General features: G+C 65.1%; 21 protein-coding genes. 18 read left to right on the forward strand and 3 right to left on the reverse strand.

Annotation, left to right across the window (positions count from 1 at the left end):
- Positions 1-54 precede the first annotated feature (54 nt).
- The 5 genes from carA to AC1VVG_RS06575 all read left to right on the forward strand — a co-directional run bounded on the left by carA (position 55) and on the right by AC1VVG_RS06575 (position 6268).
- Positions 55-1200 (forward strand): glutamine-hydrolyzing carbamoyl-phosphate synthase small subunit, encoded by a 1146-nt coding sequence (gene carA, locus AC1VVG_RS06555; protein WP_049033901.1) that lies wholly within the window; start codon positions 55-57, stop codon positions 1198-1200.
- A 36-nt stretch (positions 1201-1236) separates the two neighbouring features.
- On the forward strand, positions 1237-1896 hold the full coding sequence (gene leuE, locus AC1VVG_RS06560) for a leucine efflux protein LeuE (protein ID WP_034186651.1): 660 nt from the start codon (positions 1237-1239) through the stop codon (positions 1894-1896).
- 49 nt (positions 1897-1945) lie between these two features.
- Positions 1946-5200, forward strand: coding sequence for a carbamoyl-phosphate synthase large subunit (carB, locus tag AC1VVG_RS06565; RefSeq protein WP_200087379.1), 3255 nt, complete (start codon positions 1946-1948; stop codon positions 5198-5200).
- A gap of 118 nt (positions 5201-5318) precedes the next feature.
- The gene (gene greA, locus AC1VVG_RS06570) at positions 5319-5795 is read left to right on the forward strand and encodes a transcription elongation factor GreA (protein WP_021163362.1); all 477 of its coding nucleotides are present in this window, start codon (positions 5319-5321) and stop codon (positions 5793-5795) included.
- 14 nt (positions 5796-5809) lie between these two features.
- Positions 5810-6268, forward strand: coding sequence for a DUF4149 domain-containing protein (locus tag AC1VVG_RS06575; protein ID WP_034186653.1), 459 nt, complete (start codon positions 5810-5812; stop codon positions 6266-6268).
- Positions 6269-6316: 48 nt separating this feature from the next.
- Here AC1VVG_RS06575 and AC1VVG_RS06580 read toward each other — a convergent pair whose 3' ends face one another.
- On the reverse strand, positions 6317-6844 hold the full coding sequence (locus tag AC1VVG_RS06580; RefSeq protein ID WP_482835385.1) for a YhbY family RNA-binding protein: 528 nt from the start codon (positions 6842-6844) through the stop codon (positions 6317-6319).
- A 193-nt stretch (positions 6845-7037) separates the two neighbouring features.
- On the opposite strand from AC1VVG_RS06580, the gene AC1VVG_RS06585 reads away from it, so the two are divergent.
- The 11 genes from AC1VVG_RS06585 (at position 7038) to phoR (ending at position 19284) form a co-directional block, all read left to right on the forward strand.
- Positions 7038-7700: an RlmE family RNA methyltransferase gene (locus tag AC1VVG_RS06585; RefSeq protein WP_034186655.1), complete on the forward strand. Its 663-nt coding sequence runs from the start codon at positions 7038-7040 to the stop codon at positions 7698-7700.
- A 166-nt stretch (positions 7701-7866) separates the two neighbouring features.
- Positions 7867-9765, forward strand: coding sequence for an ATP-dependent zinc metalloprotease FtsH (gene ftsH, locus AC1VVG_RS06590; RefSeq protein WP_034186656.1), 1899 nt, complete (start codon positions 7867-7869; stop codon positions 9763-9765).
- A gap of 162 nt (positions 9766-9927) precedes the next feature.
- Positions 9928-10737: a dihydropteroate synthase gene (gene folP, locus AC1VVG_RS06595; RefSeq protein ID WP_437341336.1), complete on the forward strand. Its 810-nt coding sequence runs from the start codon at positions 9928-9930 to the stop codon at positions 10735-10737.
- 27 nt (positions 10738-10764) lie between these two features.
- The gene (glmM, locus tag AC1VVG_RS06600; protein ID WP_034186658.1) at positions 10765-12120 is read left to right on the forward strand and encodes a phosphoglucosamine mutase; all 1356 of its coding nucleotides are present in this window, start codon (positions 10765-10767) and stop codon (positions 12118-12120) included.
- A 463-nt stretch (positions 12121-12583) separates the two neighbouring features.
- Positions 12584-13618, forward strand: coding sequence for a phosphate ABC transporter substrate-binding protein PstS (gene pstS, locus AC1VVG_RS06605; RefSeq protein ID WP_034186659.1), 1035 nt, complete (start codon positions 12584-12586; stop codon positions 13616-13618).
- 94 nt (positions 13619-13712) lie between these two features.
- Entirely contained in the window at positions 13713-14696 is a 984-nt protein-coding gene (gene pstC / locus AC1VVG_RS06610; protein WP_059557054.1) for a phosphate ABC transporter permease PstC, read from the forward strand.
- A complete protein-coding gene (gene pstA, locus AC1VVG_RS06615) occupies positions 14693-15586 on the forward strand; it encodes a phosphate ABC transporter permease PstA (RefSeq protein WP_034186661.1) in 894 nt (297 codons plus the stop codon). Before pstC ends, pstA begins: the two co-directional genes overlap by 4 nt.
- Positions 15587-15601: 15 nt before the next feature.
- Complete coding sequence (pstB, locus tag AC1VVG_RS06620) at positions 15602-16450, forward strand: phosphate ABC transporter ATP-binding protein PstB (RefSeq protein ID WP_034186662.1); 849 nt, start codon at positions 15602-15604, stop codon at positions 16448-16450.
- Between the two features lie 18 nt (positions 16451-16468).
- Positions 16469-17173: a phosphate signaling complex protein PhoU gene (gene phoU, locus AC1VVG_RS06625; protein WP_034186663.1), complete on the forward strand. Its 705-nt coding sequence runs from the start codon at positions 16469-16471 to the stop codon at positions 17171-17173.
- Positions 17174-17205: 32 nt separating this feature from the next.
- Complete coding sequence (gene phoB / locus AC1VVG_RS06630; RefSeq protein ID WP_006750313.1) at positions 17206-17907, forward strand: phosphate regulon transcriptional regulator PhoB; 702 nt, start codon at positions 17206-17208, stop codon at positions 17905-17907.
- A 57-nt stretch (positions 17908-17964) separates the two neighbouring features.
- The gene (gene phoR, locus AC1VVG_RS06635) at positions 17965-19284 is read left to right on the forward strand and encodes a phosphate regulon sensor histidine kinase PhoR (RefSeq protein ID WP_034186664.1); all 1320 of its coding nucleotides are present in this window, start codon (positions 17965-17967) and stop codon (positions 19282-19284) included.
- 95 nt (positions 19285-19379) lie between these two features.
- Here the strand turns inward: phoR and ppk1 are convergent, their stop codons facing one another.
- The gene (gene ppk1, locus AC1VVG_RS06640; protein WP_069705430.1) at positions 19380-21443 is read right to left on the reverse strand and encodes a polyphosphate kinase 1; all 2064 of its coding nucleotides are present in this window, start codon (positions 21441-21443) and stop codon (positions 19380-19382) included.
- A gap of 279 nt (positions 21444-21722) precedes the next feature.
- On the opposite strand from ppk1, the gene ppx reads away from it, so the two are divergent.
- A complete protein-coding gene (gene ppx, locus AC1VVG_RS06645) occupies positions 21723-23237 on the forward strand; it encodes an exopolyphosphatase (protein ID WP_482835386.1) in 1515 nt (504 codons plus the stop codon).
- 91 nt (positions 23238-23328) lie between these two features.
- On the opposite strand, the gene AC1VVG_RS06650 is transcribed toward ppx, so the two are convergent.
- Complete coding sequence (locus tag AC1VVG_RS06650; protein WP_059557062.1) at positions 23329-23763, reverse strand: hypothetical protein; 435 nt, start codon at positions 23761-23763, stop codon at positions 23329-23331.
- Between the two features lie 428 nt (positions 23764-24191).
- On the opposite strand from AC1VVG_RS06650, the gene AC1VVG_RS06655 reads away from it, so the two are divergent.
- Positions 24192-25535 (forward strand): tyrosine-type recombinase/integrase, encoded by a 1344-nt coding sequence (locus AC1VVG_RS06655; RefSeq protein ID WP_482835387.1) that lies wholly within the window; start codon positions 24192-24194, stop codon positions 25533-25535.
- The last annotated feature ends 141 nt before the right edge of the window (positions 25536-25676 follow it).

The raw sequence follows: 25676 nt of genomic DNA on the forward strand, positions 1-25676 counted from the left end.
CTCGCGCGGCAGGGTAAACAGGTCGGCAGCAGGGTGTTCCCCAAGGAGCCTCCCGTGTTGCCGTCTTTTTCTCCCGCCTTGCTTGCACTCGCCGACGGCACGGTCTTTCGTGGTTATTCGATCGGGGCCGAAGGCCACACGATCGGCGAAGTCGTGTTCAATACCGCGATCACCGGCTATCAGGAAATCCTGACTGACCCGAGCTACTCGCGCCAGATCGTCACGCTCACCTACCCGCATATCGGCAACGTCGGCGTCAACGCCGAAGACGTCGAAGCCACGAAAGTCCATGCCGCCGGCCTGATCATCCGTGATCTGCCCACGCTCGCGTCGAATTTCCGCATGGACCGCACGCTCGGCGACTACCTGCGCGACGAAGGCGTCGTCGCGATCGCCGGCATCGACACCCGCAAGCTGACCCGCATCCTGCGCGACAAGGGCGCGCAGAACGGCTGCATCCTGACCGGCTCGGACGACGCAGCGAAGGCGATCGAGCTCGCGCGCTCGTTCCCGGGCCTCGCGGGCATGGACCTCGCGAAGGTCGTGTCGACCACGAAGCCGTTCGAGTGGAAGCAGACCGAATGGCGCCTCGAAGGCGGCTACGGCATGCAGGAAGCGCCGAAGTATCGCGTCGTCGCGTACGATTTCGGCGTCAAGTACAACATCCTGCGCATGCTCGCGGAGCGCGGCTGCCACGTGACGGTGCTGCCGGCGCAGGCGAGCGCGGCCGATGCGCTCGCGCTGAATCCGGACGGCATCTTCCTGTCGAACGGCCCCGGCGATCCGGAGCCCTGCGATTACGCGATCGCGGCCACGAAGGAATTCATCGCGCGCGGGGTGCCGACCTTCGGCATCTGCCTGGGTCACCAGATCATGGGCCTCGCGGTCGGCGCGAAGACGCTGAAGATGAAGACGGGCCACCACGGCGCGAACCATCCGGTGAAGGATCTCGGCGACGGCCGTGTCGTGATCACCTCGCAGAACCACGGCTTCGCGGTCGACGCCGATTCGCTGCCGGCCAATGCGCGCGTGACGCACGTGTCGCTGTTCGACGGCACGCTGCAGGGCTTCGAGCTGACCGACAAGCCGGCATTCTGCTTCCAGGGCCACCCGGAAGCGTCGCCCGGCCCGCACGACATCGGCTACCTGTTCGACCGTTTCACCGCGCTGATGGACGCGGCGAAACAGCGCAACGCCTAAGTCACTGACGCAACCGAAGGACGGGAGATTCACATCATGTTCGGCCACGCACTCGGCATCACGGATATCTGGACCTACGTGTTCGGCGTGATCTTCATCATCCTGCTGCCGGGACCGAACTCGATGTACGTGCTGTCGCTGGCGGCGCAGCGCGGCGTGAAGGCCGGCTACCGCGCGGCCTGCGGCGTGTTCGTCGGCGATACGGTGCTGATGGTGCTGTCCGCCGCGGGCGTCGCGTCGCTGCTGAAGGCGAACCCGCTGCTGTTCTCCGTCGTCAAGTACGGCGGCGCCGCGTATCTGCTGTACATCGGCACCGGGATGCTGCGCAGCGCGTGGCGCAAGCTGCGCGCGCGCGGCGACGCACCGGTCGATGCGCCGCAGGCGGTTGACGGCGAGCGGCCCTTCCGGAAAGCGCTGATCGTGAGCCTGCTGAATCCGAAGGCGATCCTGTTCTTCATCTCGTTCTTCATCCAGTTCGTCGACCCGGCATTTCCGCATCCCGCGCTGTCGTTCGTCGTGCTCGGGGCGATCGCGCAATGCGCGAGCTTCCTGTACCTGAGCACGCTGATCTTCGCGGGCGCGCGGCTCGCCGAGCATTTCCGCCGCCGCCGCAAGCTTGCGGCAGGCGCGGCGAGCAGCGTGGGCGGCCTGTTCATCGGCTTCTCGGTGAAGCTTGCGCTCGCGACCATGAGCTGAGTGCTGCCGGCCGACCCACGACAACGATTACTTATTGAATTCACAAGCCATGCCAAAACGCACAGACATCAAGAGCATCCTCATCATCGGCGCCGGCCCGATCATCATCGGCCAGGCGTGCGAGTTCGACTACTCGGGCGCGCAGGCTTGCAAGGCGTTGCGTGAGGAGGGCTACAAGGTCATTCTCGTCAACAGCAACCCGGCGACGATCATGACCGACCCGAATACGGCCGACGTGACCTACATCGAGCCGATCACGTGGGAAGTCGTCGCACGCATCATCGAGAAGGAGCGCCCGGACGCGATCCTGCCGACGATGGGCGGCCAGACCGCGCTGAACTGCGCGCTCGACCTGCATCACCACGGCGTGCTCGAGAAGTTCGGCGTCGAGCTGATCGGCGCGTCGCCGGAAGCGATCGACAAGGCGGAAGACCGCCAGAAGTTCAAGGAAGCGATGACCAAGATCGGTCTCGGCTCCGCGAAGTCGGGCATCGCGCACTCGATGGAAGAGGCGACCCAGGTGCATGCCGAGATCATGGCCGGCACCGGCGGCAGCGGCTACCCGGTCGTGATCCGTCCGTCGTTCACGCTCGGCGGCTCGGGCGGCGGCATCGCGTACAACCGCGAGGAGTTCGAGGAGATCTGCAAGCGCGGTCTCGACCTGTCGCCCACGCGCGAGCTGCTGATCGAAGAGTCGCTGCTCGGCTGGAAGGAATACGAGATGGAAGTCGTGCGCGACCGCGCCGACAACTGCATCATCGTCTGCTCGATCGAGAACCTCGACCCGATGGGCGTGCACACCGGCGACTCGATCACGGTCGCGCCGGCGCAGACGCTCACCGACAAGGAATACCAGATCCTGCGCAACGCATCGCTCGCGGTGCTGCGCGAGATCGGCGTCGACACCGGCGGCTCGAACGTGCAGTTCTCGATCAACCCGAAGGACGGCCGCATGGTCGTCATCGAAATGAACCCGCGCGTGTCGCGTTCGTCGGCGCTCGCATCGAAGGCGACGGGCTTCCCGATCGCGAAGGTCGCCGCGAAGCTGGCGGTCGGCTACACGCTCGACGAGCTGAAGAACGAAATCACCGGCGGCCAGACGCCGGCGTCGTTCGAGCCGACGATCGACTACGTCGTCACGAAGATCCCGCGTTTCGCGTTCGAGAAGTTCCGTGAAGCCGATTCGCGCCTCACCACGCAGATGAAGTCGGTCGGCGAAGTGATGGCGATCGGCCGCACGTTCCAGGAATCGTTCCAGAAGGCGCTGCGCGGCCTCGAGGTCGGCGTCGACGGTCTCGACGAGAAGTCGACCAACCGCGACGAGATCGCGATCGAGATCCACGAGCCGGGCCCGGACCGCATCTGGTACGTGGGCGACGCATTCCGCATCGGCATGACGGCCGAGGAAATCTTCGCGGAAACCGCGATCGACCCGTGGTTCCTCGAGCAGATCGAGCAGATCATCCTGAAGGAAAAGGCGCTGTCGGGCCGCACGCTCGCGTCGCTGACGTTCGACGAGCTGCGCTACCTGAAGCAGAGCGGCTTCTCCGACCGCCGCCTCGCGAAGTTGCTCGGCGCGACGCCGGAAGACGTGCGCAAGCGTCGTATCGAACTGAACGTGCGCCCGGTCTACAAGCGCGTCGACACCTGCGCGGCCGAATTCGCGACGAAGACGGCGTACATGTACTCGACCTACGAGGAAGAGTGCGAGGCGCAGCCGACCACCAACAAGAAGATCATGGTGCTGGGCGGCGGCCCGAACCGGATCGGCCAGGGCATCGAGTTCGACTACTGCTGCGTGCACGCGGCGCTCGCGATGCGCGAGGACGGCTACGAAACGATCATGGTCAACTGCAACCCGGAAACGGTGTCGACCGACTATGACACGTCCGACCGCCTGTACTTCGAGCCGCTGACGCTCGAAGACGTGCTCGAGATCGTCGACAAGGAAAAGCCGGTCGGCGTGATCGTCCAGTACGGCGGCCAGACGCCGCTGAAGCTCGCGCTCGACCTCGAGGCGCACGGCGTGCCGATCGTCGGCACGTCGCCGGACATGATCGACGCGGCCGAAGACCGCGAGCGCTTCCAGAAGCTGCTGCAGGACCTCGGCCTGCGCCAGCCGCCGAACCGCACCGCGCGCGCCGAAGACGAAGCGCTCGCGCTCGCGGACGAAATCGGCTACCCGCTCGTCGTGCGCCCGTCGTACGTGCTGGGCGGCCGCGCGATGGAAATCGTCCACGAGCCGCGCGACCTCGAGCGCTACATGCGCGAGGCCGTGAAGGTGTCGAACGATTCGCCGGTGCTGCTCGACCGCTTCCTGAACGACGCGATCGAATGCGACGTCGACTGCATCTGCGACGGCGAAGCCGTGTTCATCGGCGGCGTGATGGAGCACATCGAGCAGGCGGGCGTCCACTCGGGCGACTCGGCATGCTCGCTGCCGCCGTACTCGCTGTCGAAGGAAACCGTGGCCGAGCTGAAGCGCCAGACGGGCGCGATGGCGAAGGCGCTGAACGTGGTCGGCCTGATGAACGTGCAGTTCGCGATCCAGCAGGTGCCGCAGGCGGACGGCTCGAAGCAGGACATCATCTACGTGCTGGAAGTGAACCCGCGCGCATCGCGCACGGTGCCGTACGTGTCGAAGGCGACCAGCCTGCCGCTCGCGAAGATCGCGGCGCGCGCGATGGTCGGCCAGAAGCTCGCGCAGCAGGGCGTGACGAAGGAAGTCGAGCCGCCGTACTTCAGCGTGAAGGAGGCCGTGTTCCCGTTCGTCAAGTTCCCGACCGTCGATCCGGTCCTCGGGCCTGAAATGCGCTCGACCGGCGAAGTGATGGGCGTCGGCCAGACGTTCGGCGAAGCGCTGTTCAAGTCGCAGCTCGCGGCCGGCTCGCGCCTGCCGGAGTCGGGCACGGTGCTGCTGACCGTGATGGACGCGGATAAGCCGAAGGCCGTCGAAGTCGCGCGCATGCTGCACGACCTCGGCTACCCGATCGTCGCGACGAAGGGGACGGCTGCCGCGATCGAAGCGGCCGGCGTGCCGGTGAAGGTCGTGAACAAGGTGAAGGACGGCCGTCCGCACATCGTCGACATGATCAAGAACGGCGAGATCGCCCTCGTGTTCACGACCGTCGACGAGACGCGCCAGGCGATCGCCGATTCGCGTTCGATCCGCATGAGCGCGCAGGCGCACAAGGTCACGTACTACACGACGATGTCGGGCGCGCGCGCGGCCGTCGAAGGCTTGCGCTACCTGAAGGATCTGGAAGTCTATGATTTACAAGGTCTTCACGCTCGCCTAAACTAAGCAGTCAGTTACCTGTCGAAGCAACACGTGCCGCGATTAGGCGGTGTTTCCAGTGCATCGGAAACGCGCTTAATCGCGGTGATTTTTTTTAAAGCCGTTTTTAGCGATTGAGCCGTTTATGAGCACCATTCCGTTGACAAAGCGTGGCGCGGAGCAACTGCGCGATGAATTGCAGCGCCTCAAGTCCGTCGAGCGGCCGGCCGTGATCAACGCGATCGCGGAGGCCCGCGCACAGGGCGACCTGTCCGAAAACGCCGAATACGATGCCGCGAAGGAAAAGCAGGGCTTCATCGAGGGTCGTATCGCGGAAATCGAATCGAAGCTGTCGGCCGCGCAGGTCATCGATCCCACCGTGCTCGACGCGGAAGGCCGCGTGGTCTTCGCGTCGACCGTCGAGCTCGAGGATCTCGAATCGGGCGACACCGTCAAGTACCAGATCGTCGGCGACGACGAAGCCGACATCGATCACGGCCTGATCTCGGTCAGCTCGCCGATCGCGCGCGCGCTGATCGGCAAGTCCGAAGGCGACGTCGCGGCCGTGCAGGCGCCGAGCGGCGTGCGCGAGTACGAAATCATCTCGGTCAGCTACATCTGAAGCGGGGCGACGTGATGCCGCATCGCGTGTTCCGCCTGCTGTCGGCCGTGTGGGTCGGCAGCCTGCTGACGATCGGGTATGCGGTCGCGCCCGTATTGTTCAAGACGCTGGAGCGGATGACGGCCGGTTCGGTCGCCGCCCAGCTGTTCCGTATCGAGGCGATCCTCGGCGTCGTGTGCGGCGTGCTGCTGCTCGCGCTGTCGAACCAGCAGGTGCGGCGCGGCAGCAGCGAATATCGCCGCGTGCGCTGGGTCGTCGCCGCGATGGTCGGGTGCGTGCTGGTCGGGTATTTTGCGCTGCAGCCGTTCATGAACGCGCTGCGGGTGGCCGCGATGGAGGCGGGCACCGATATCGCGAATTCGCCGTATGCAAGCCGCTTCGGGATGCTGCACGGCGTCTCGAGCGTGTTCTACCTCGTCGAGAGCGTGCTGGGGCTGATGCTGATCTGGCGTCTGCCGGCACGCGACGCCTGAGCGCCGCGCGGGCAGCGCGGCACGGGATGGCCCGTGCCGCATGCGTGATTACTTGTCCTGGAACGGCCGCTTGGTGCTGGCCTGGCGCTTTTTCGCACGCTTCACGTTGCCGCCGGCCGTCACGCGCTCGTTGCCGCGCACGACGACCTTCATCGGCTTCGGGCGACGCACGGGGCTCGCGTTCGGCGACACCTTGACGACCTTGACGGTGCGCGGTGCGCGGCCTTTCCTGTCGTCGGCGGCTTCGGCCGCGCTCGGCAGCGTGCCGGCACGACGGCCGCGGGCCGGGGACGCCGCGGCGGCTTCGGGCTTCCAGATCACCAGCAGCTTGCCGATGTGCTGGATCGGCGCGGCGCTCAGGCGGTCGCAGATCTCGTCGTAGATCGCGATGCGCTCGTCGCGTTCGTCGCCGAACACGCGGATCTTGATCAGCTGGTGCGCGTTGAGGTGCACCTTGATTTCCTTCAGCACGGCGTCGGTCAGCCCTTCGGCGCCGATCAGCACGACGGGCTTGAGCGCATGGGCCTGGGAGCGCAGCGCGGAGCGCTCGGCGGGAGAAAGCGAAAGGGCGGGCATGGGAATGTCGAAATCTAAATAAGGGCGCGCTGACTGAATGGCGATCGCGGGAAGTTACCGCGTCAGCCGTGCGCCGAAACCACGTAAAATCGCGGCTTGGGCCTGAAAAGGGGCCGCAGCCGCGCGAAGAAGACGCGTATTATCCGCTAAAAGCGCGGCTTCACGAAGCAATTGGCAGCAATCTCTCTCTCGAATGGCAAAAAACCGCTTCAACCAGCACTGGCTGCACGACCACATCAACGACCCGTACGTCAAAATGGCGCAGCGGGAGGGCTATCGCGCGCGCGCCGCGTACAAGCTGAAGGAAATCGACGAGCAGGACAAGCTGATCCGTCCGGGCCAGGTGATCGTCGACCTCGGCGCGACGCCGGGCAGCTGGAGCCAGTATGCCCGCAACAAGCTCGCGCAGGGCAAGAAGCGTGACGCGGAGCGCGAAGGCGGCATCGACGGCACGATCGTGGCGCTCGACATCCTGCCGATGGAGCCGATCGCCGACGTCCACTTTCTCCAGGGCGACTTCCGCGAGGACGATGTCCTTCACCAGCTCGAAGAAGTGCTCGAAGGGCGCGCGGTGGACCTTGTTATTTCCGACATGGCCCCCAACCTCTCCGGCGTGGCCTCGGCAGACGCGGCGCGCATCGAGCATCTCTGCGATCTGGCGCTCGAATTCGCGCAGAATCATCTGAAGCCGGACGGTGCGCTGCTCGTGAAGTGCTTTCACGGCAGCGGCTACAGCCAGATCGTCGAGAAATTCAAACAGCAGTTTAAGACCGTCGCGCCGCGCAAGCCGAAGGCGTCCCGCGACAAATCGTCCGAAACGTTCATTTTGGGTCGGCATCTGAAGCATCCGCGGTGACGCGGAGCGGGATACCGCAAACGGGCTCCGGCCCTTGCCAGACAAGCGAAGCGCTATCGCGGCGGTTGTCAATGCTTATGGCGGGGGTGGTCGGACTGGATTAGAATGACCGAGGGGCGCCGCAAGGAAAATGTAGGCGCTCGTCTACGAGTGAAGGAGTGGTGCTTTGAACAACAATATGTTTTCGAAGGCAGCGGTGTGGCTGGTGATCGCACTGGTGCTGTTTACGGTGTTCAAGCAGTTCGACAAGCCCCGCGTCCAGGAAGGCGTGTCCTATTCGCAGTTCATGGACGACGCCAAGAACGGCAAGGTCAAGAACGTCATCGTTCAGGGGCGCAACCTCACCGTCACTCCGGCTGATGGCCAGAAATACCAGATCGTGTCGCCCGGCGACATCTGGATGGTCGGCGATCTGATGAAGTACGGCGTGCAGGTCAGCGGCAAGGCCGACGACGAGCCGAACGCGCTGATGTCCGCGCTGTACTACCTCGGGCCGACGATCCTGATCATCGTGTTCTGGTTCTACATGATGAGGCAGATGCAGGGAGGCGGCAAAGGCGGCGCATTCTCGTTCGGGAAATCGCGTGCGCGGCTGATCGACGAGAACAACAACGCGGTGAACTTCTCCGACGTCGCGGGCTGCGACGAAGCGAAGGAAGAAGTGTCCGAGCTCGTCGACTTCCTGCGCGATCCGCAGAAATTCCAGAAGCTGGGCGGCCGCATTCCGCGCGGCGTGCTGCTGGTCGGCCCGCCGGGTACCGGCAAGACGCTGCTGGCCCGCGCGATCGCCGGTGAAGCGAAGGTGCCGTTCTTCAGCATCTCGGGTTCGGACTTCGTCGAAATGTTCGTCGGCGTCGGTGCGGCCCGTGTGCGCGACATGTTCGAGCAGGCGAAGAAGCATGCACCGTGTATCGTGTTCATCGACGAAATCGACGCGGTCGGCCGTCATCGCGGCGCCGGCATGGGCGGCGGCAACGACGAGCGCGAGCAGACGCTGAACCAGATGCTCGTCGAGATGGACGGCTTCGAGGCGAACTCCGGCGTAATCGTGATCGCCGCGACCAACCGTTCCGACGTGCTCGACAAGGCGCTGCTGCGTCCGGGCCGTTTCGACCGCCAGGTCTATGTCGGCCTGCCGGACATCCGCGGCCGCGAGCAGATCATGCGCGTGCACCTGCGCAAGGTGCCGATCGCGAACGACGTCGACGCGGCCGTCATCGCACGCGGCACGCCGGGCTTCTCCGGCGCCGATCTCGCGAACCTCGTGAACGAAGCCGCGCTGTTCGCCGCCCGCCGCGGCAAGCGCATCGTCGAGATGCAGGACTTCGAGGACGCGAAGGACAAGATCTTCATGGGTCCGGAGCGCAAGTCGGCCGTGATCCGCGAGGAAGCGAAGCGTGCGACCGCGTATCACGAGTCGGGCCACGCGGTGATCGCGAAGCTGCTGCCGAAGGCCGACCCCGTGCACAAGGTCACGATCATTCCGCGCGGCCGTGCGCTGGGCGTCACGTGGCAGTTGCCGGAGCACGACAACGAGACGTACTCGAAGGACTACCTGATGGATCGCCTCGCGATCCTGTTCGGTGGTCGCGTGGCGGAAGAGCTGTTCATGAACCTCGTCAGCACCGGCGCATCGGACGACTTCAACAAGGCGACGCAGACGGCGCGTGCGATGGTCGCCCGTTTCGGCATGACCGACGCGCTCGGGCCGATGGTCTACGTCGACGACGAAAACGATGCATCGCCGTTCGGCCGCGGTTTCACGCGCACGATTTCGGAAGCGACGCAGCAGAAGGTCGACTCGGAAATCCGTCGCGTGCTCGACGAACAGTACGGCCTTGCGCGCCGTCTGCTCGAGGAGAACCGCGACAAGGTCGAGGCGATGACGGCCGCCCTGATGGAGTGGGAGACGATCGACGCCGATCAGATCAACGACATCATGGAAGGTCGTCCGCCGCGTTCGCCGAAGAGCTCGGCGGCGGTCGGCGGCGATTCGTCGGGCGGTGGCAGCAGCGCCGAGGTCAAGCCCGGCAACGCACCGGCGCCGGCTACGCCGGCGGCGTAATCTCTCCGCTTTAGCACCGTTCACGGGCTGGTGTGGCTTCACACCGGCCCGTTTTGCATTCATCCACGCCAGTCGCTCGTGTCCGATTCCGCTGTGTCCCCGTTCATTCCCGCGCCCCTCCAGTGCGGCCGCTTCGAGCTGACGTTCGAGCGCCCGCTCGTGATGGGCATCCTCAACGCCACGCCCGATTCGTTCTCCGACGGCGGCCGCTTCCTCGCGCGCGACGATGCGCTGCGCCAGGCCGAGCGGATGATTGCCGACGGCGCGGATATCCTCGACATCGGCGGCGAATCGACGCGCCCCGGCGCACCGCCCGTGCCGCTCGACGAGGAGCTGGCGCGCGTGATTCCGCTCGTCGAGGCGCTGCGGCCGCTGAACGTGCCGCTGTCGATCGACACATACAAGCCGGCCGTGATGCGCGCGGCGCTGGCCGCCGGCGCGGACCTGATCAACGACATCTGGGGGTTCCGCCAGCCAGGCGCGATCGACGCGGTGCGCGAGGGCAACAGCGGACTGTGCGCGATGCACATGCTCGGCGAGCCGCAGACGATGCAGGTCGGCGAACCCGACTACGGCGATGTGGTGACCGACGTGCGCGATTTTCTCGCCGTGCGTGCGCAGGCGCTGCGCGACGCGGGCATTGCCCCGGAGCGGATCTGCGTCGATCCCGGTTTCGGGTTCGGCAAGGCGGTCGTCGACGACAACTATGCGCTGCTGGCCGCGTTGCCGGACACGGCGCCCCTGCGGCCCGACGGACGGGCATATCCGATACTCGCGGGCATGTCGCGCAAGTCGATGCTCGGCGCGGTGATCGGCGGCAAGCCGCCGATGGAGCGCGTCGCGGCGAGCGTGGCCGCCGCGTTGTGCGCGGTCGGGCGCGGTGCCGCGATCGTGCGCGTGCACGACGTCGCGGCGACGGTCGATGCGTTGAAAGTGTGGAATGCCGTGCGCGAAGCCGCGCGGCAACGATAAGTCAAAAGACGAAGGAGAAAGGATCCCATGGGACGTCGATATTTCGGCACGGACGGCATTCGCGGCACGGTGGGCGAGGCACCCATCACACCGGATTTCGTGTTGCGTCTCGGTTATGCGGCGGGCAAGGTGCTGGCCGGTTCGGCCGACGTCGCGGCGGGCGCGCGTCCGACCGTGCTGATCGGCAAGGACACCCGCGTGTCGGGCTACATGCTCGAGGCCGCACTCGAGGCCGGCTTCTCGGCGGCGGGCGTCGACGTGATGCTGGCCGGCCCGATGCCGACGCCGGGCGTCGCGTACCTGACGCGCGCGCTGCGCCTGTCGGCCGGTGTCGTGATCAGTGCATCGCACAACCCGTATCACGACAACGGGATCAAGTTTTTCTCGGCTGACGGCAACAAGCTGCCCGACGACACGGAAGCCGCGATCGAAGCGTGGCTCGACAAGCCGCTCGAGTGCGCGTCGTCCGACGGCCTCGGCAAGGCGCGCCGCCTCGACGACGCGGCAGGCCGCTACATCGAGTTCTGCAAGAGCACGTTCCCGGCCGCGTTCGACCTGCGCGGGCTGAAGCTCGTGATCGATTGCGCGCACGGCGCCGCCTACCAGATCGCGCCGCACGTATTCCACGAGCTTGGCGCGGACGTGATCCCGATCGGCGTCGCGCCGAACGGCTTCAACATCAACGACGGCGTCGGTGCGACCGCGCCGGACGCGCTCGTGCGCGCGGTGCGGGCGAACCACGCCGATCTCGGCATTGCGCTCGACGGCGATGCGGACCGCCTGCAGGTCGTCGATTCGACCGGTCGCCTGTACAACGGCGACGAACTCCTCTACGTGCTCGTGAAGGACCGGATCGCGACGGACGGCAAGGTCGACGGCGCGGTCGGCACGCTGATGACGAACCTCGCGGTCGAAGTCGCGTTGCAACGCGAGGGCGTGAAGTTCGTCCGCGCGGCGGTCGGCGACCGCTACGTGCTCGAGCAGTTGCGCGAACACGGCTGGCAGCTCGGCGCGGAAGGGTCGGGCCACATCCTGTCGCTCGACCGGCATTCGACCGGCGACGGCATCGTGTCGGCGCTGCTCGTGCTGGCCGCGCTGAAGCGCGGCGGCCGTACGCTCGCGCAGATGCTCGACGGCGTCACGCTGTTCCCGCAGAAGCTGATCAACGTGCGGATGAAGCCGGGTGCCGACTGGAAGGGCAGCGCATCGATTCGCGCGGCGATCGACGCGGCGGAGGCCGCGCTCGCCGGCCGCGGTCGCGTGCTGATCCGCGCATCGGGCACCGAGCCCGTGCTGCGCGTGATGGTCGAGGCGCAGCAGGCGGCCGACGCGGTGCGCCATGCGGAGACGATCGCCGACGCGGTGCGCGCCGCGACAACCTGATGCGGGATGGCGGCGCGCGGCAGTCCCGTCGCCCGCGCGCCGGCGTTCCGACGAATGACCAGGCGGCGCCTTCGGGGCGCCGCCATTTCGTCAGACGCAAAGGTTGGCGATATATAGATGTGTTTTGGGCGTGTGTTTCCGCACGCGCATGCTTCCGACCAGATAAATCCTCCGACCCCGGATATCCAGCCCGCCACCGGCAGGGCTTCCCGCCTCGCCGGCGCCCTGCGGCGATCCGCCGGTCCACCCGCGAATCGGGTGTCCGCCAGGTCCTTGCCAGGCAGGCAATTCTTGCCGCCATGGCCGTTCCGGTGCCGCCCAGGCGCCGCCCGCGCCCCCTCGCTATTCCCTTTCAACCAGTCATGTTACTGTCACGCCAGTTTCATCGATTGTCACATTACCGTCATGAGGAGCCCCTAACCTTCGCGGTGCCGTAGTCATCCGCTCACACACTGGAGGTCTCATGAAATTGATGCAAACCGCGATTGCCGGCCTGGCTGGCGCGCTTTTCGCCGTCGCCGCCCACGCTGCCGACATCACGGGCGCAGGCAGCACGTTCGCGATGCCGATCTATACGAAATGGGCTGCCGACTACCAGCAGTCCGGCGGTTCGAAGGTCAACTACCAGGGCATCGGCTCGTCGGGCGGCCTGAAGCAGATCATCGCGAAGACGGTCGATTTTGCCGGTTCGGACGCTCCGCTGAAGGATGAAGAGCTTGCGAAGGAAGGCCTGTTCCAGTTCCCGACGGTGGTCGGCGGCGTGGTGCCGGTCGTCAACGTGCCGGGCGTGAAGGCCGGCGAACTGACGCTGTCGGGCCCGGTGCTCGGCGACATCTACCTCGGCAAGATCAAGAAGTGGAACGACCCGGCGATCGCCGCGCTGAACCCGAAGGTCAAGCTGCCGGATACGGACATCGCCGTGGTTCGCCGCGCTGACGGTTCGGGCACCAGCTTCATCTGGACGAACTACCTGTCGAAGGTCAACGACGAGTGGAAGTCGAAGATCGGCGAAGGCACGACGGTCAACTGGCCGACGGGCACGGGCGGCAAGGGCAACGACGGCGTCGCGGCCTTCGTGCAGCGCCTGCCGGGCGCGATCGGCTACGTCGAATGGGCGTACGCGAAGAAGAACAACATGGTCTACACGGCCCTGAAGAACTCGACGGGCACGGTGGTCGAGCCGAAGACGGAAACGTTCAAGGCGGCCGCGGCCGGCGCGAACTGGTCGAAGTCGTTCTACCAGATCCTGACGAACCAGCCGGGCAAGGACGCATGGCCGGTCGTCGGCGCGACGTTCGTGCTGCTGCACGCGAAGCAGGACAAGCCGGAGCAGGGCGCCGAAACGCTGAAGTTCTTCAGCTGGGCGTTCAAGAACGGCGAGAAGGCTGCCGACAGCCTCGACTACATCTCGCTGCCGTCGGCGGTCGAGACGGAAATCCGCAAGCAGTGGAAGACGAAGGTGACGGACGCTTCGGGCAAGGCGGTCGCCGCCGAGTAAGCAATGCAGCGGTTCGCTGCCCGGCCGCGCCGGCCGGGCAGTGTGTGCGGTAAAGCCGGGCGTCATGGCGCCCGGCGATCAAAAGCAGGCACCCATGTCTGATATTTCCTACACGTCCTCCCGATCGTCCGACGGTGCGCAGCGCGCGCCGGGTCGTCTCGGGGATGTCCTGTTCGGCGGCCTCGCTCGGCTCGCCGCGATCGTGACCCTGCTGCTGCTGGGCGGGATCATCGTTTCCCTGATCGTTGCGTCGATGCCGACCATCGAGAAGTTCGGCCTCGGCTTCCTGTGGCAATCCGAGTGGGATCCCAACTCGGACATCTACGGCGCACTCGTGCCGATCTACGGCACGATCGTGACGTCGCTCATTGCGCTCGTCATCGCGGTGCCCGTCAGCTTCGGCATCGCACTGTTCCTCACCGAATTGTCGCCCGTCTGGCTGCGCCGCCCGCTCGGCATCGCGATCGAGCTGCTCGCCGCGATTCCGTCGATCGTGTACGGCATGTGGGGCCTGCTCGTGTTCGCGCCGATCTTCGCCGAATACTTCCAGAAGCCGATCGGCCGCCTGTTCAAGGACGTCTGGGTGCTCGGTCCGCTGACGGCGGGCCCGCCGATCGGCATCGGCATCCTCGCGGCCGGCGTGATCCTCGCGATCATGATCATCCCGTACATCGCGTCGGTGATGCGCGACGTGTTCGAGGTCACGCCCGTGCTGCTGAAGGAATCCGCGTACGGGATCGGCTGCACGACCTGGGAAGTGATGTGGAAGGTCGTGCTGCCCTACACGAAGACCGGCGTGATCGGCGGCGTGATGCTCGGCCTCGGCCGCGCGCTCGGCGAAACGATGGCCGTGACCTTCGTGATCGGCAACACCAACCTGCTCGACAGCGTATCGCTGTTCGCGCCGGGCAACAGCATCACGTCGGCGCTCGCGAACGAATTCGCCGAAGCGCAGCCGGGCCTGCATACGTCCGCGCTGATGGAACTCGGCCTGATTCTCTTCGTGATCACGTTCATCGTGCTGTCCATCTCCAAACTGCTGCTGCTTCGTCTCGAGAAGGGAGAGGGCAAGAAATGAGCGAGCCCATCATGAATTTCCCGGGAGCCGACGGCGCCGTGCTCGACGCGATGCGCAACCGCCTGCAGCGCAAGCGCAAGGCGATCAACGCGATCGCGCTTACCGCGTCGCTCGGCGCGATGGCGTTCGGCCTGCTGTGGCTCGTGTGGATTCTCTACACGACGGTGCACCTCGGTATCGGCGGCCTGTCGCTGCAGCTGTTCACCGAATCGACGCCGGCGCCGAACACGGAAGGCGGCGGTCTCGCGAACGCGATCGTCGGCAGCCTGCTGCTGTGCGGATTCGGCACGCTGGTCGGCACGCCGATCGGCATCCTCGCGGGCGTTTATCTCGCCGAATACGGCCAGAAGAACCTGCTGGCGAGCACGATCCGCTTCATCAACGACATCCTGCTGTCGGCGCCGTCGATCGTCATCGGCCTGTTCGTGTACGCGATCGTCGTGGCGAAATCGGGACGCTTCTCGGGCTGGGCCGGCGTCATCGCGCTCGCCCTGCTGCAGATTCCGATCGTGATCCGCACGACCGAGAACATGCTGAAGCTCGTGCCGAATGCGCTGCGCGAAGCGGCCTTCGCGCTCGGTACGCCGAAGTGGCGGATGGTGCTGAAGATCACGCTGCGCGCATCCGTCGGCGGGATCGTGACGGGCGTGCTGCTCGCGGTCGCACGGATTGCCGGCGAAACGGCGCCGTTGCTGTTCACCGCGCTGTCGAACCAGTTCTTCTCGTGGGACATGAGCCAGCCGATGGCGAACCTGCCGGTCACGATCTACAAGTTCGCGATGAGCCCGTTCGCGGAGTGGCAGTCGCTCGCATGGGCGGGCGTGTTCCTGATTACGCTCGGGGTGCTCGGACTCAACGTCCTGGCGCGCTCGATCTTCTCGAAAAAGTAACGGCGGAGCAATCCGATGAATATGGCAGAGAGCCACCTGAATCCCGTCGAGCGCACCGCTGCGCCGGCCGGCACGCATGACGCGGCGAACGATCGCCCGCTCGCGCCGCTGAACGCGAAGATCGAGGTCAACAACCTCAACTTCTTCTACAACAAGTTCCATGCGCTGAAGAACATCAATCTGCGTATTCCGGACGGCAAGGTGACCGCGTTCATCGGCCCGTCGGGTTGCGGCAAGTCGACGCTGCTGCGCACGTTCAACAAGATGTTCGCGCTCTACCCGGAGCAGCGCGCCGAAGGCGAAATCCTGATGGACGGCGAGAACCTGCTGACGACGAAGCGCGACATCTCGCTGCTGCGCGCGCGGATCGGCATGGTGTTCCAGAAGCCGACCCCGTTCCCGATGTCGATCTACGACAACATCGCGTTCGGCGTGAAGATGTTCGAAAAGCTCACGCGCTCGGAAATGGACGACCGCGTCGAATGGGCGCTCACGAAGGCTGCACTGTGGAACGAAGTGAAGGACAAGCTGGGCCAGAGCGGCTACGGCCTGTCGGGCGGCCAGCAGCAGCGCCTGTGCATCGCGCGCGGCATTGCGATCCGTCCGGAAGTGCTGCTGCTCGACGAGCCGTGCTCGGCGCTCGACCCGATCTCGACGGGCCGCATCGAAGAGCTGATCGCGGAGCTGAAGAGCGACTACACGGTCGTGATCGTCACGCACAACATGCAGCAGGCCGCACGCTGCTCGGATTACACGGCCTACATGTACCTGGGCGAGCTGATCGAGTTCGGCGAGACCGAAAAGATCTTCATCAAGCCGGTGCGCAAGGAAACGGAAGACTACATCACCGGCCGTTTCGGTTGATGACGGAGAACAACAGCCATGTCGGATAAACATTTGTCGAGCCAGTTCGATGCGGACCTGAATGCCGTGTCGTCGAAAGTGCTGGAAATGGGCGGCCTCGTCGAGTCGCAGATCGTCGGCGCGATGTACGCGCTGAACGAGTTCGACCGCGAGACGGCCGAGAAGGTGATCGCGGCCGAGGAAACGCTGAACGCGATGGAAGTCGACATCGACCAGGAGTGCGGCAACATCATCGCGCGGAGGCAGCCGGCCGCGCGCGACCTGCGCCTTTTGATGTCGATTTCGAAAACGATTACGAACCTCGAGCGCGCCGGCGACGAGGCCGAGAAGATCGCCAAGCGCGTGCGCCGCCTGGTCGACGAGCCGGCCGCGCGCGCGGTCAACATCGCCGAGATCAAGGTGTCGGGCGAGATGGCCGTGACGATCCTGCGCCGCGCGCTCGACGCGTTTGCGCGCCTCGACACGGTCGCGGCCGCGCAGATCGTCAAGGACGACAAGGAGATCGACCTGGAATTCCGCGCGTTCGTGCGCAAGCTCGTGTCGTACATGCAGGAAGATCCGCGCACGATCTCGGTCGGCCTCGAGTACCTGTTCATCGCGAAGGCGATCGAGCGGATCGGCGACCACGCGAAGAACATCGCCGAATTCATCATCTACATCGTGAAGGGCACGGACGTGCGGCACCAGCCGCGCGACACGCTCGACCGTGAAGCCAACAGTTAATACGACCCAGCACAGGAAAAACAGAGGTGCCGATGCCCAGCAACATTCTCGTCGTTGAAGATGAGCCCGCGATTTCCGAACTGATCTCGGTGAATCTCCAGCACGCCGGTCACTGCCCGATCCGTGCGTACAACGCCGAACAGGCGCAGAACCTGATCAGCGATGTGCTGCCCGATCTCGTGCTGCTCGACTGGATGCTGCCGGGCAAGTCCGGTATTGCGTTCGCGCGCGACCTGCGCAACAACGAACGGACCAAGCACATCCCGATCATCATGCTGACTGCCCGCGGCGACGAGCAGGACAAGGTGCTCGGCCTCGAAATCGGCGCGGACGACTACGTGACGAAGCCGTTCTCGCCGAAGGAGCTGATGGCGCGGATCAAGGCCGTGCTGCGCCGCCGTGCGCCGCAGCTGACCGAGGACGTCGTGTCGATCAACGGGCTGCGCCTCGACCCGGCCACGCATCGCGTCGCCGCGCACGGCGATGGCAGCGAGATCAAGCTCGATCTCGGCCCGACCGAGTTCCGCCTGCTGCATTTCTTCATGACGCATCCGGAGCGTGTCCACAGCCGAACGCAACTGCTCGACCAGGTATGGGGCGACCACGTGTTCGTCGAGGAGCGTACCGTCGACGTGCACATCAAGCGATTGCGCGCGGCCTTGAAACCGGCCGGTTGCGATGCGATGATCGAGACCGTGCGCGGCAGCGGCTACCGGCTCGCCAAGCACGCGTAACGTATCCGCGCATGCCGTGTGCCACGGCATGCCGTTCATTCTTTCGGACGCTGAATCATGAACATCATCTGGGCGCGCTTTCTGGTGTCGCTCGTGCTGCTCGTGCTGATCGGCGTATTGGTCGGCGTTTTCGCCGGCCCGACCGCGGGCCTCGTGTTCGTGGTCGTGATGCTGGTCGCGCAGGGCTTTTTCAGCACCTTCCATACGCAGCGTCTGTGGCGCCTGCTCGACGCGCCCGTCTACGGCGAAGTGCCGAGCGCGCCGGGCATCTGGGGCGAAATCTACTATCGCCTGCACAAACTCGCGAAGCAGTGGCATGCGCAGGTGCGGCAGGTCGAGCAGCAGCATTCGCGCTTCATCCAGGCGATCCAGGCGTCGCCCAATGGCGTCGCGATGCTCGACGACCACGACCAGATCGAGTGGTGCAACGCGATCGCCGAGGTTCATTTCGGCCTCGACGCGAAGCGCGACCTGCGCCAGCACATCACGAACCTGGTGCGCCATCCCGATTTCGTCCGCTACCTGAACGCGCAGCTTTACGACGAGACGCTCGTGATGCGCGGCATGGGCGACTCGCGGCAGAACGTGCTGGAAGTGCAGGTGTTTCCGTACGGCGAGAACCGCAAGCTGCTGCTCACGCAAGACATCACCGAGCTCGAACGCACCGACGCGATGCGGCGCGACTTCGTCGCGAACGTGTCGCACGAGCTGAAGACGCCGCTCACCGTGCTGTCGGGCTTTCTCGAGACGATGCGCGAGCTGCCGCTGAACGAGGAAGACCGCGCGCGTTATCTCGACATGATGGAGCAGCAGGCGTCGCGCATGCGGCACATCGTGACCGACCTGCTGGTGCTCGCGAAGCTCGAAGGCGAGAGCAAGCCGCCGCTCGATCACGCGATCGACATGCGCGCCGTGTTCGACCATCTGAAGGAGGATGCGCAGACGCTGTCGAACGGGCATCACGACATCGCGTTCATGATCGACGAGACGCTCGGCGTCACGGGGGCGCAGACGGAGCTGTTCAGCGCGTTCGCGAACCTCGTCACGAACGCGATCCGCTATACGCCGGAAGGCGGCAAGATCGTCGTCACGTGGCGGCGCGAGGGCGCGCAGGGCGTGTTTTCCGTCACGGACAGCGGCTTCGGCATTCCGGCCGCCGACCTGCCGCGGCTCACCGAGCGCTTCTACCGCGTCGACCGCAGCCGTTCGCGCGACACCGGCGGCACGGGCCTCGGGCTGGCGATCGTCAAGCACGTGCTGCAGCGGCACGACGCGCACCTGTACGTGCAGAGCGAGGAAGGGCGCGGCAGTACGTTCACCGCGCGGTTCCCGGGTTCGCGCGTCATCGCGATCCGGCCGGCCGCGTACGAGGCGTGACCGCGTAGCGTTCCGACGTTCGAAACAAAAGAGCAGCCCGCGGGCTGCTCTTTTTCATGCGCGAGGCTTCGCGCGACTGGCGGCGCGCCGACGGCTCACGAGCAGAACTTCGCGAGCAATCCGAGCTGCGCGTTGCGGAGCGTCTTGCCGGCGCGACGGCGGCGGTAGTGGCCGTCGCTGTGCATCTGCCATGCCGACTGGTTGTCGCCGAGACACACCGACAGGCCTTCGGCGATCACGCGCCGCTTGAGCTTGCGCTCGCGGACCGGGAACGCGACTTCGACGCGGCGGAACAGGTTGCGGTCCATCCAGTCGGCGCTCGACAGATAGACGTCCTCGGCGCCGCCCGCATGGAAGTAGTAGATCCGGTGGTGCTCGAGGAAGCGGCCGACGATCGAGCGCACCGTGATGTTTTCCGACAGCCCCGGCACGCCGGGCTTCAGCGCGCAGACGCCGCGCACGATCAGGTCGACCTTCACGCCGGCCTGCGACGCTTCGTACAGCGCGGCGATCACCGACGGCTCCAGCAGCGCGTTCATCTTCGCGACGATGCGCGCACGCTTGCCGGCGCGCGCATTGTCGATTTCCGCGCCGATCGCGTCGATGATGCGCGGATGCAGCGTGAACGGCGACTGCCACAGCTCGTGCAGCGTGAGCTCGCCGCCGATTCCCGTCAGTTGCTGGAAAACGTGGTGGACGTCCTCGCAGATCTTCTGGTCGGCCGTCATCAGCCCGAAGTCGGTGTAGAGGCGCGCCGTGCGCGGGTGGTAGTTGCCGGTGCCGAGGTGCACGTAGCGGCGCAGCGATGCCTTGCCGCCCTGCACGACGCGCCGCACGATCAGCATCATCTTCGCGTGGCACTTGTGGCCGACCACGCCGTACACGACATGCGCGCCGACGGCCTCGAGCTGCGACGCCCAGTTGATGTTGGTCTCCTCGTCGAAGCGCGCGAGCAGCTCGACGACGACGGTCACTTCCTTGCCGTTGCGCGCGGCTTCCATCAGCGCGTCCATCAGCGGCGAATCGGTGCCGGTGCGGTAGATCGTCTGCTTGATCGCGACGACGCTCGGGTCCCTCGCGGCCTGCTGCAGCAGTTCGAGCACGGGCTGGAAGCTCTCGTACGGGTGGTGCAGCAGGATGTCGCCGTCGTCGATCGCGTCGAACATCGTCGGCGCGTTCGTGATCGAGGCCGGGGTCGACGCGGTGAACGGCGCGAACTTCAGGTCGGGGCGGTCGACGAGATCGGGAATCTGCATCAGCCGCACGAGGTTCACGGAACCGGCCACGCGATAGCAGTCCTTTTCGCCGAGCTCGCTTTCCTCGAGCAGGCGGCGCACGATGTGCGCCGGTGTGTCGGCCGACACTTCGAGACGCACCGCGTTGCCGAGGTGGCGTGCGGGCAGCTCGCCCTGCAGCGCGACGCGCAGGTTCGTGATTTCGTCCTCGTCGACGAACAGCTCGCTGTTGCGCGTGATGCGGAACTGGTTGCAGCTCTTCACGACGAGTTGCGGGAAGAGTTCGCCGACGAAGCGCTGCATGAACGAACTCAGCAGCACGAAGCCGTGCTCGAAGCCCGACAGCGCGTGCGGCATGCGCACGACACGCGGCAGCGCACGCGGCGCCTGCACGATGCCCATCACGGCCTGGCGGCCGAACGCGTCGCGGCCTTCGAGCTCGACGACGAAGTTCAGGCTCTTGTTGAGCACGCGCGGGAACGGGTGGGCCGGATCGAGGCCGATCGGCGTCAGCACGGGCAGCAGCTCGTCGAGGAAGTAGCGCCGCGCCCATTCGAGCTGCTCGTCGTTCCACGTGTCGCTCGCGTGGAAGTAGATGCCTTCCTGTTCGAGCGCGGGCAGCACGGTTTCGTGCAGCATCGTGTACTGTCGATGGACGAGCCGCTGCGCGCGTTCGACGACGAGGTCGTAAGCGTGCTGCAACGACATGCCGTCGGGCGTCAGCGCGCCGGGATTGTCGCGGATCTGTTCCTGAAGGCCGGCCATCCGGACTTCGAAGAATTCGTCTAGGTTGCTGCTGGTGATGCAGATGAAGCGGAGGCGCTCGAGCAACGGGACTTGCGGATCGGCCGCCTGGGCCAGCACGCGCTCGTTGAAACCGAGGATGCCGAGTTCACGATTGAGAAGCGGATAACGGACGGACATCGGCAGAGTAGGGGGCAGTTCAGGCGATGATTCGAAAGGACGCTCGGAAACTCTCACGGTACGATGACGTGCTGATGACAATCATGTATTTATATCGGGAAATTCTACGCCTTAACCATTTCGTCGCATAAATGTTTCGGCTATATGGAATCGAGCAGTGCGCATACCCGTGAAGCGTGGTAACGGCAAGCGTTCCACGCTTAAAATGTCGCCTTTGATTGATCGCCCTGGGTTGCCGGTCCGGCTGCCGCGGGCGACCGCGCACGGAGCCCCCTTCTGATGGTTACAACCCCCCACTTGCTGGCTGCCGTGGATCTCGGCTCGAACAGCTTCCGGCTGATCGTCGGGCGCGTCGAGGAAACGCCGGCGGGCAGCCAGATCTATCCCGTCGACGCGTTGCGCGAACCGGTTCGGCTGGCCGCGGGCCTGTCGAGCGACAAGATGCTCGATCGCGCGTCGCAGGAGCGTGGCTGGGAGGCGCTCAAGCGGTTCGGCGAGCGCCTGCGCGATTTTCATCCCGACCATGTGCGCGCGGTGGCGACCAACACGCTGCGCGTCGCGAAGAACGCCGCCGAATTTCTCGGCGAGGCCGAAGCGGCGCTCGGTTTCCCGATCGAAGTGATCGCGGGCCGCGAGGAAGCGCGGCTGATCTATGCGGGCGCCGCGCACTCGGTGCCGGCGAGTGCCGGCAAGCGGCTCGTCGTCGACATCGGCGGCGGCTCGACCGAATTCATCATTGGCTCGCACTACACGCCGATCGTGATGGAGAGCCTGTATATCGGCTGCGTGAGCCACAGCCGCAGCTTCTTTCCGGCCGGCAACGTCGACGAATACACGATGCGGCAGGCCGAACTCGCGGCCAAGCGCGAGATCCAGATCATTTCGAGCGAGTACAAGAAGGCCGGCTGGGACCAGGCGATCGGGTCGTCCGGCACGGCGCGTGCGCTCGCGGAACTCGTCGAGGCGAACGGATTCAACGATCCGGGCATCACGCACGGCATTTCGCGCGGTGGCCTGGAGCGGCTGAAGCGCGCGCTGATCAAGTCGGAGAACGTCAACCGGCTCAAGCTGATCGCGTTGAAGCCCGACCGCGTGCCGGTGCTCGCCGGCGGCCTCGCGATCATGCTCGCGGTGTTCGAGGAGCTCGGCGTCGATTACGTCGATACGACCGACGGCGCGCTGCGCCTAGGCGTGCTGTACGACCTGCTCGGCCGGACGCAGCACGAGGACATGCGCGCGGTGACCGTCGAGGGCTTCACGCGCCGCTACGGCGTCGATCGTGCGCAGGCCGAGCGGATCGGTGCGCTTGCGGTGCGTTTCTACGACGAACTCGAGGAAGACGACGAAGAGGCGCGCGAGGAAGGGCGGATGTTCCTCGGCTGGGCGGCCGTGTTGCACGAGATCGGCCTGTCGATCTCGCACAGCGCGTATCACAAGCATTCGGCCTATATCGCGAGCAATGCGGACATGCCGGGTTTCTCGCGCACCGACCAGGCGCGGCTGGCCGCGCTCGTGCTCGGTCATGCGGGCAAGCTCGGCAAGCTGTCGCAGGCGCGCGACGTCGAGTGGCCGCTGCTGTTTTGCCTGCGGCTCGCGGCGCTGCTGTGCCGGCGCCGGACCGATGCGGGGCTGCCCGACATTTCCGTTTCGCAGATGAAGAAGGGCGGGTACGAAGTGCGCCTGCCGAGCGCGTGGGTCGAGCAGAATCCGTTGACCGACTACAGCCTCAGCCAGGAGGCTGCCGAGTGGGAGAAGGTCGGGATCCCGTATCGCGTGGTGTACACCGGCGCGTAATGGCCGCAAGCGTGGCCTGGAAGCCGTTGATGGGGCGGGAGCGTGGCTGCGGTGGCCTCAGGCGTGCCGCACGACCGTCCTGACGGCTCGCTCAATCCGACGAGCAGACGATCGCGGTCAGAAACGGGAACGCCTGCTTGACGGTCGCGTCGCTGCCGGCCTTGCGCACGGCTTCCTCCACCGCACTCTTCGTGCCGCGTACCACGACGCCGTAGGCCCAGTCGCCGATCGGCGTGCCGTCGCCCGGACGGAAGATCGGGTCGTTCGCTTGATAGCCCAGCACGACATAGACGCCGAAGCCGTACGCCGTCAGCGAGCGGTTCGTGCGGAATGCGTTCACGGAATTCGATTCGACGTGCATCGGCTCCGACTGGATGTCGCCGGCGGCGAGCAGCGGCGCGACGAACTTGTGGCCGGTCGAATGGCAGTCGAGCGCGTCGTCGAGCGCTTTCGCCGACGCGGGGCCGGCGGTCGCGAGCACGAGCAGCGACGCGCAGAGGGCGGTTTTGACGATGTTGTTTTTCATGCGCGGATGCGGGTTGTTCATACGCATTATCGCGTGTTCCCGGAAGTGTCGCGCGCGGGTGCGGGCAGGGCCGGAGCGTTGTCGCGTCGGTGCCCCAATGAATCCCTACAATGAACGGAAGTGCGTGAGCCGGGAATCCGTGCGGGCGGCGCAGGGCCCAGAAACGGAAAAGGGGCTACGGTGTTTAACCGTAACCCCTTGATTCCTTGGTCGGAGCGATAGGATTCGAACCTACGACCCTCTGATCCCAAATCAGGGAAACTCAGGTAACACCGCTTAACATTGCGTCACGCCAAGTTTTCAAATGATTCTGTAAGTACAGGAAATTATTGATTTTTATCGGCACGGTTGGCACTATTGGTAACGTAGTGCAACGCCGGCAATCTGACCGGTGTGTTACCTTGGTGTTACCTGCGGCTCGGAGAATTATGGCGCGCCTTTCCCTTACCGATAAGAAAGTTCAGAGCATCACACCTCCCGCGGCGGGGCAGGTCGAATACTGGGACGCGCTGGTGCCAGGGTTGGGGCTTCGTGTGTCGTATAAAGGGGCCAAAGCGTGGATGGTCCTGAAGCGCGCACTGGTTGCTGGAGAAAAGAAGTTGGTGCGAAGCACGCTGGGGCAATATCCGGCCATGACCCTCGACGCAGCACGTAGAGCGGCACGGGACTATATAGAGAAGATCGACCGCGGCGAGGATCCCCAGGCGGCTAAGGTCGCGAAGGCCGCGGCAGCGGTCGAGGACAGTCGCAACACGTTCAGCGCCGTGCGCGGACGTTTCCTTACGGCGAAGAGCAAAGGACCGACTGCGCTCAAGTCGAAGACACTGGACGAATACGAGCGGGTTTTAACTGGCCCTGATTTCGCGGACTGGGAGAACCGGCCACTGAAGTCGATCACACGGGCGCAGGTGCGCGAGAGACTGGACGCCATCGATGAGCGCGCCTCGAGCATAGTCGCCAACAAGGCGTTCGTTTATCTGCGCGTCATGCTGAACTGGGCCGTAGAAAAGGACGTCATCACGACGGCGCCAACAGACCGTATGAAAGCGCCAGATGGCCCGGCCGGTAGGTCGCGAGTGTTGAGCGACGACGAACTGCGTATCGTGTGGCAATCCCTGCCGGCGGCGGGGATTTTCGAAACGCCCTACAAACTGCTGGCGTTGACCGGCCAGCGCCGCGACGAGATTGTTTCGCTGCAGTGGGACGAAATCCGCGACCTAGACGGAGATAAGCCGTATATCCTGCTGCCAGCGGCAAGAACCAAAAACAGGCTGCCGCACATCGTACCGTTGGCGCCCGCAGCGGCCTTTCTGCTGCGCATGGCGAAGGAGAACAGGACATCGCCACCGGAGTGCCCTTATGTGTTCACCACGACCGGTAAAACGCCGCTGTCAGGGTTCAGTAGCATCAAGCGAACCATCGATGGAGCAATTTCCACCCGCATTGCGGAAGAACTCGAAGTGGCCAAGAAAGCCTGCGATGACAGGCAGTTGGAAAGTCTGAAGCGGGCGATGGCCACTCCGTGGCGCCTGCACGATCTTCGCCGCACCGTCGTCACGGGGCTGAACAGCATGGGAATCAAACCGCACATCGTGGAGGCGCTAGTGAATCACGTAAGCGGTGCGGCGAAGGCCGGTGTCGCGGGTGTCTACAACCATGCGGAGTACTTGCCCGAGCGGCGCGCAGCCCTGGAAATGTGGGCGCGGCATATCGAGCGCATCGATGCGCGGCCAACCGGCGGGCGGGTCATTGAATTTGTGGCGCGGGCGTAGCGTGTTACGAAAAGCGCAACGACGTTACACGCTGATATTGACACCGGAAATGTTGAGCCGGTACTGTGCAGTCATGCCTCGCGTTGCCTGTCCGAGCTGAAGGATAAGGCGGCGGGTCGCCATCAATCTCATACACCAGAG

This window comes from Burkholderia sp. L-4, from assembly GCF_056856535.1.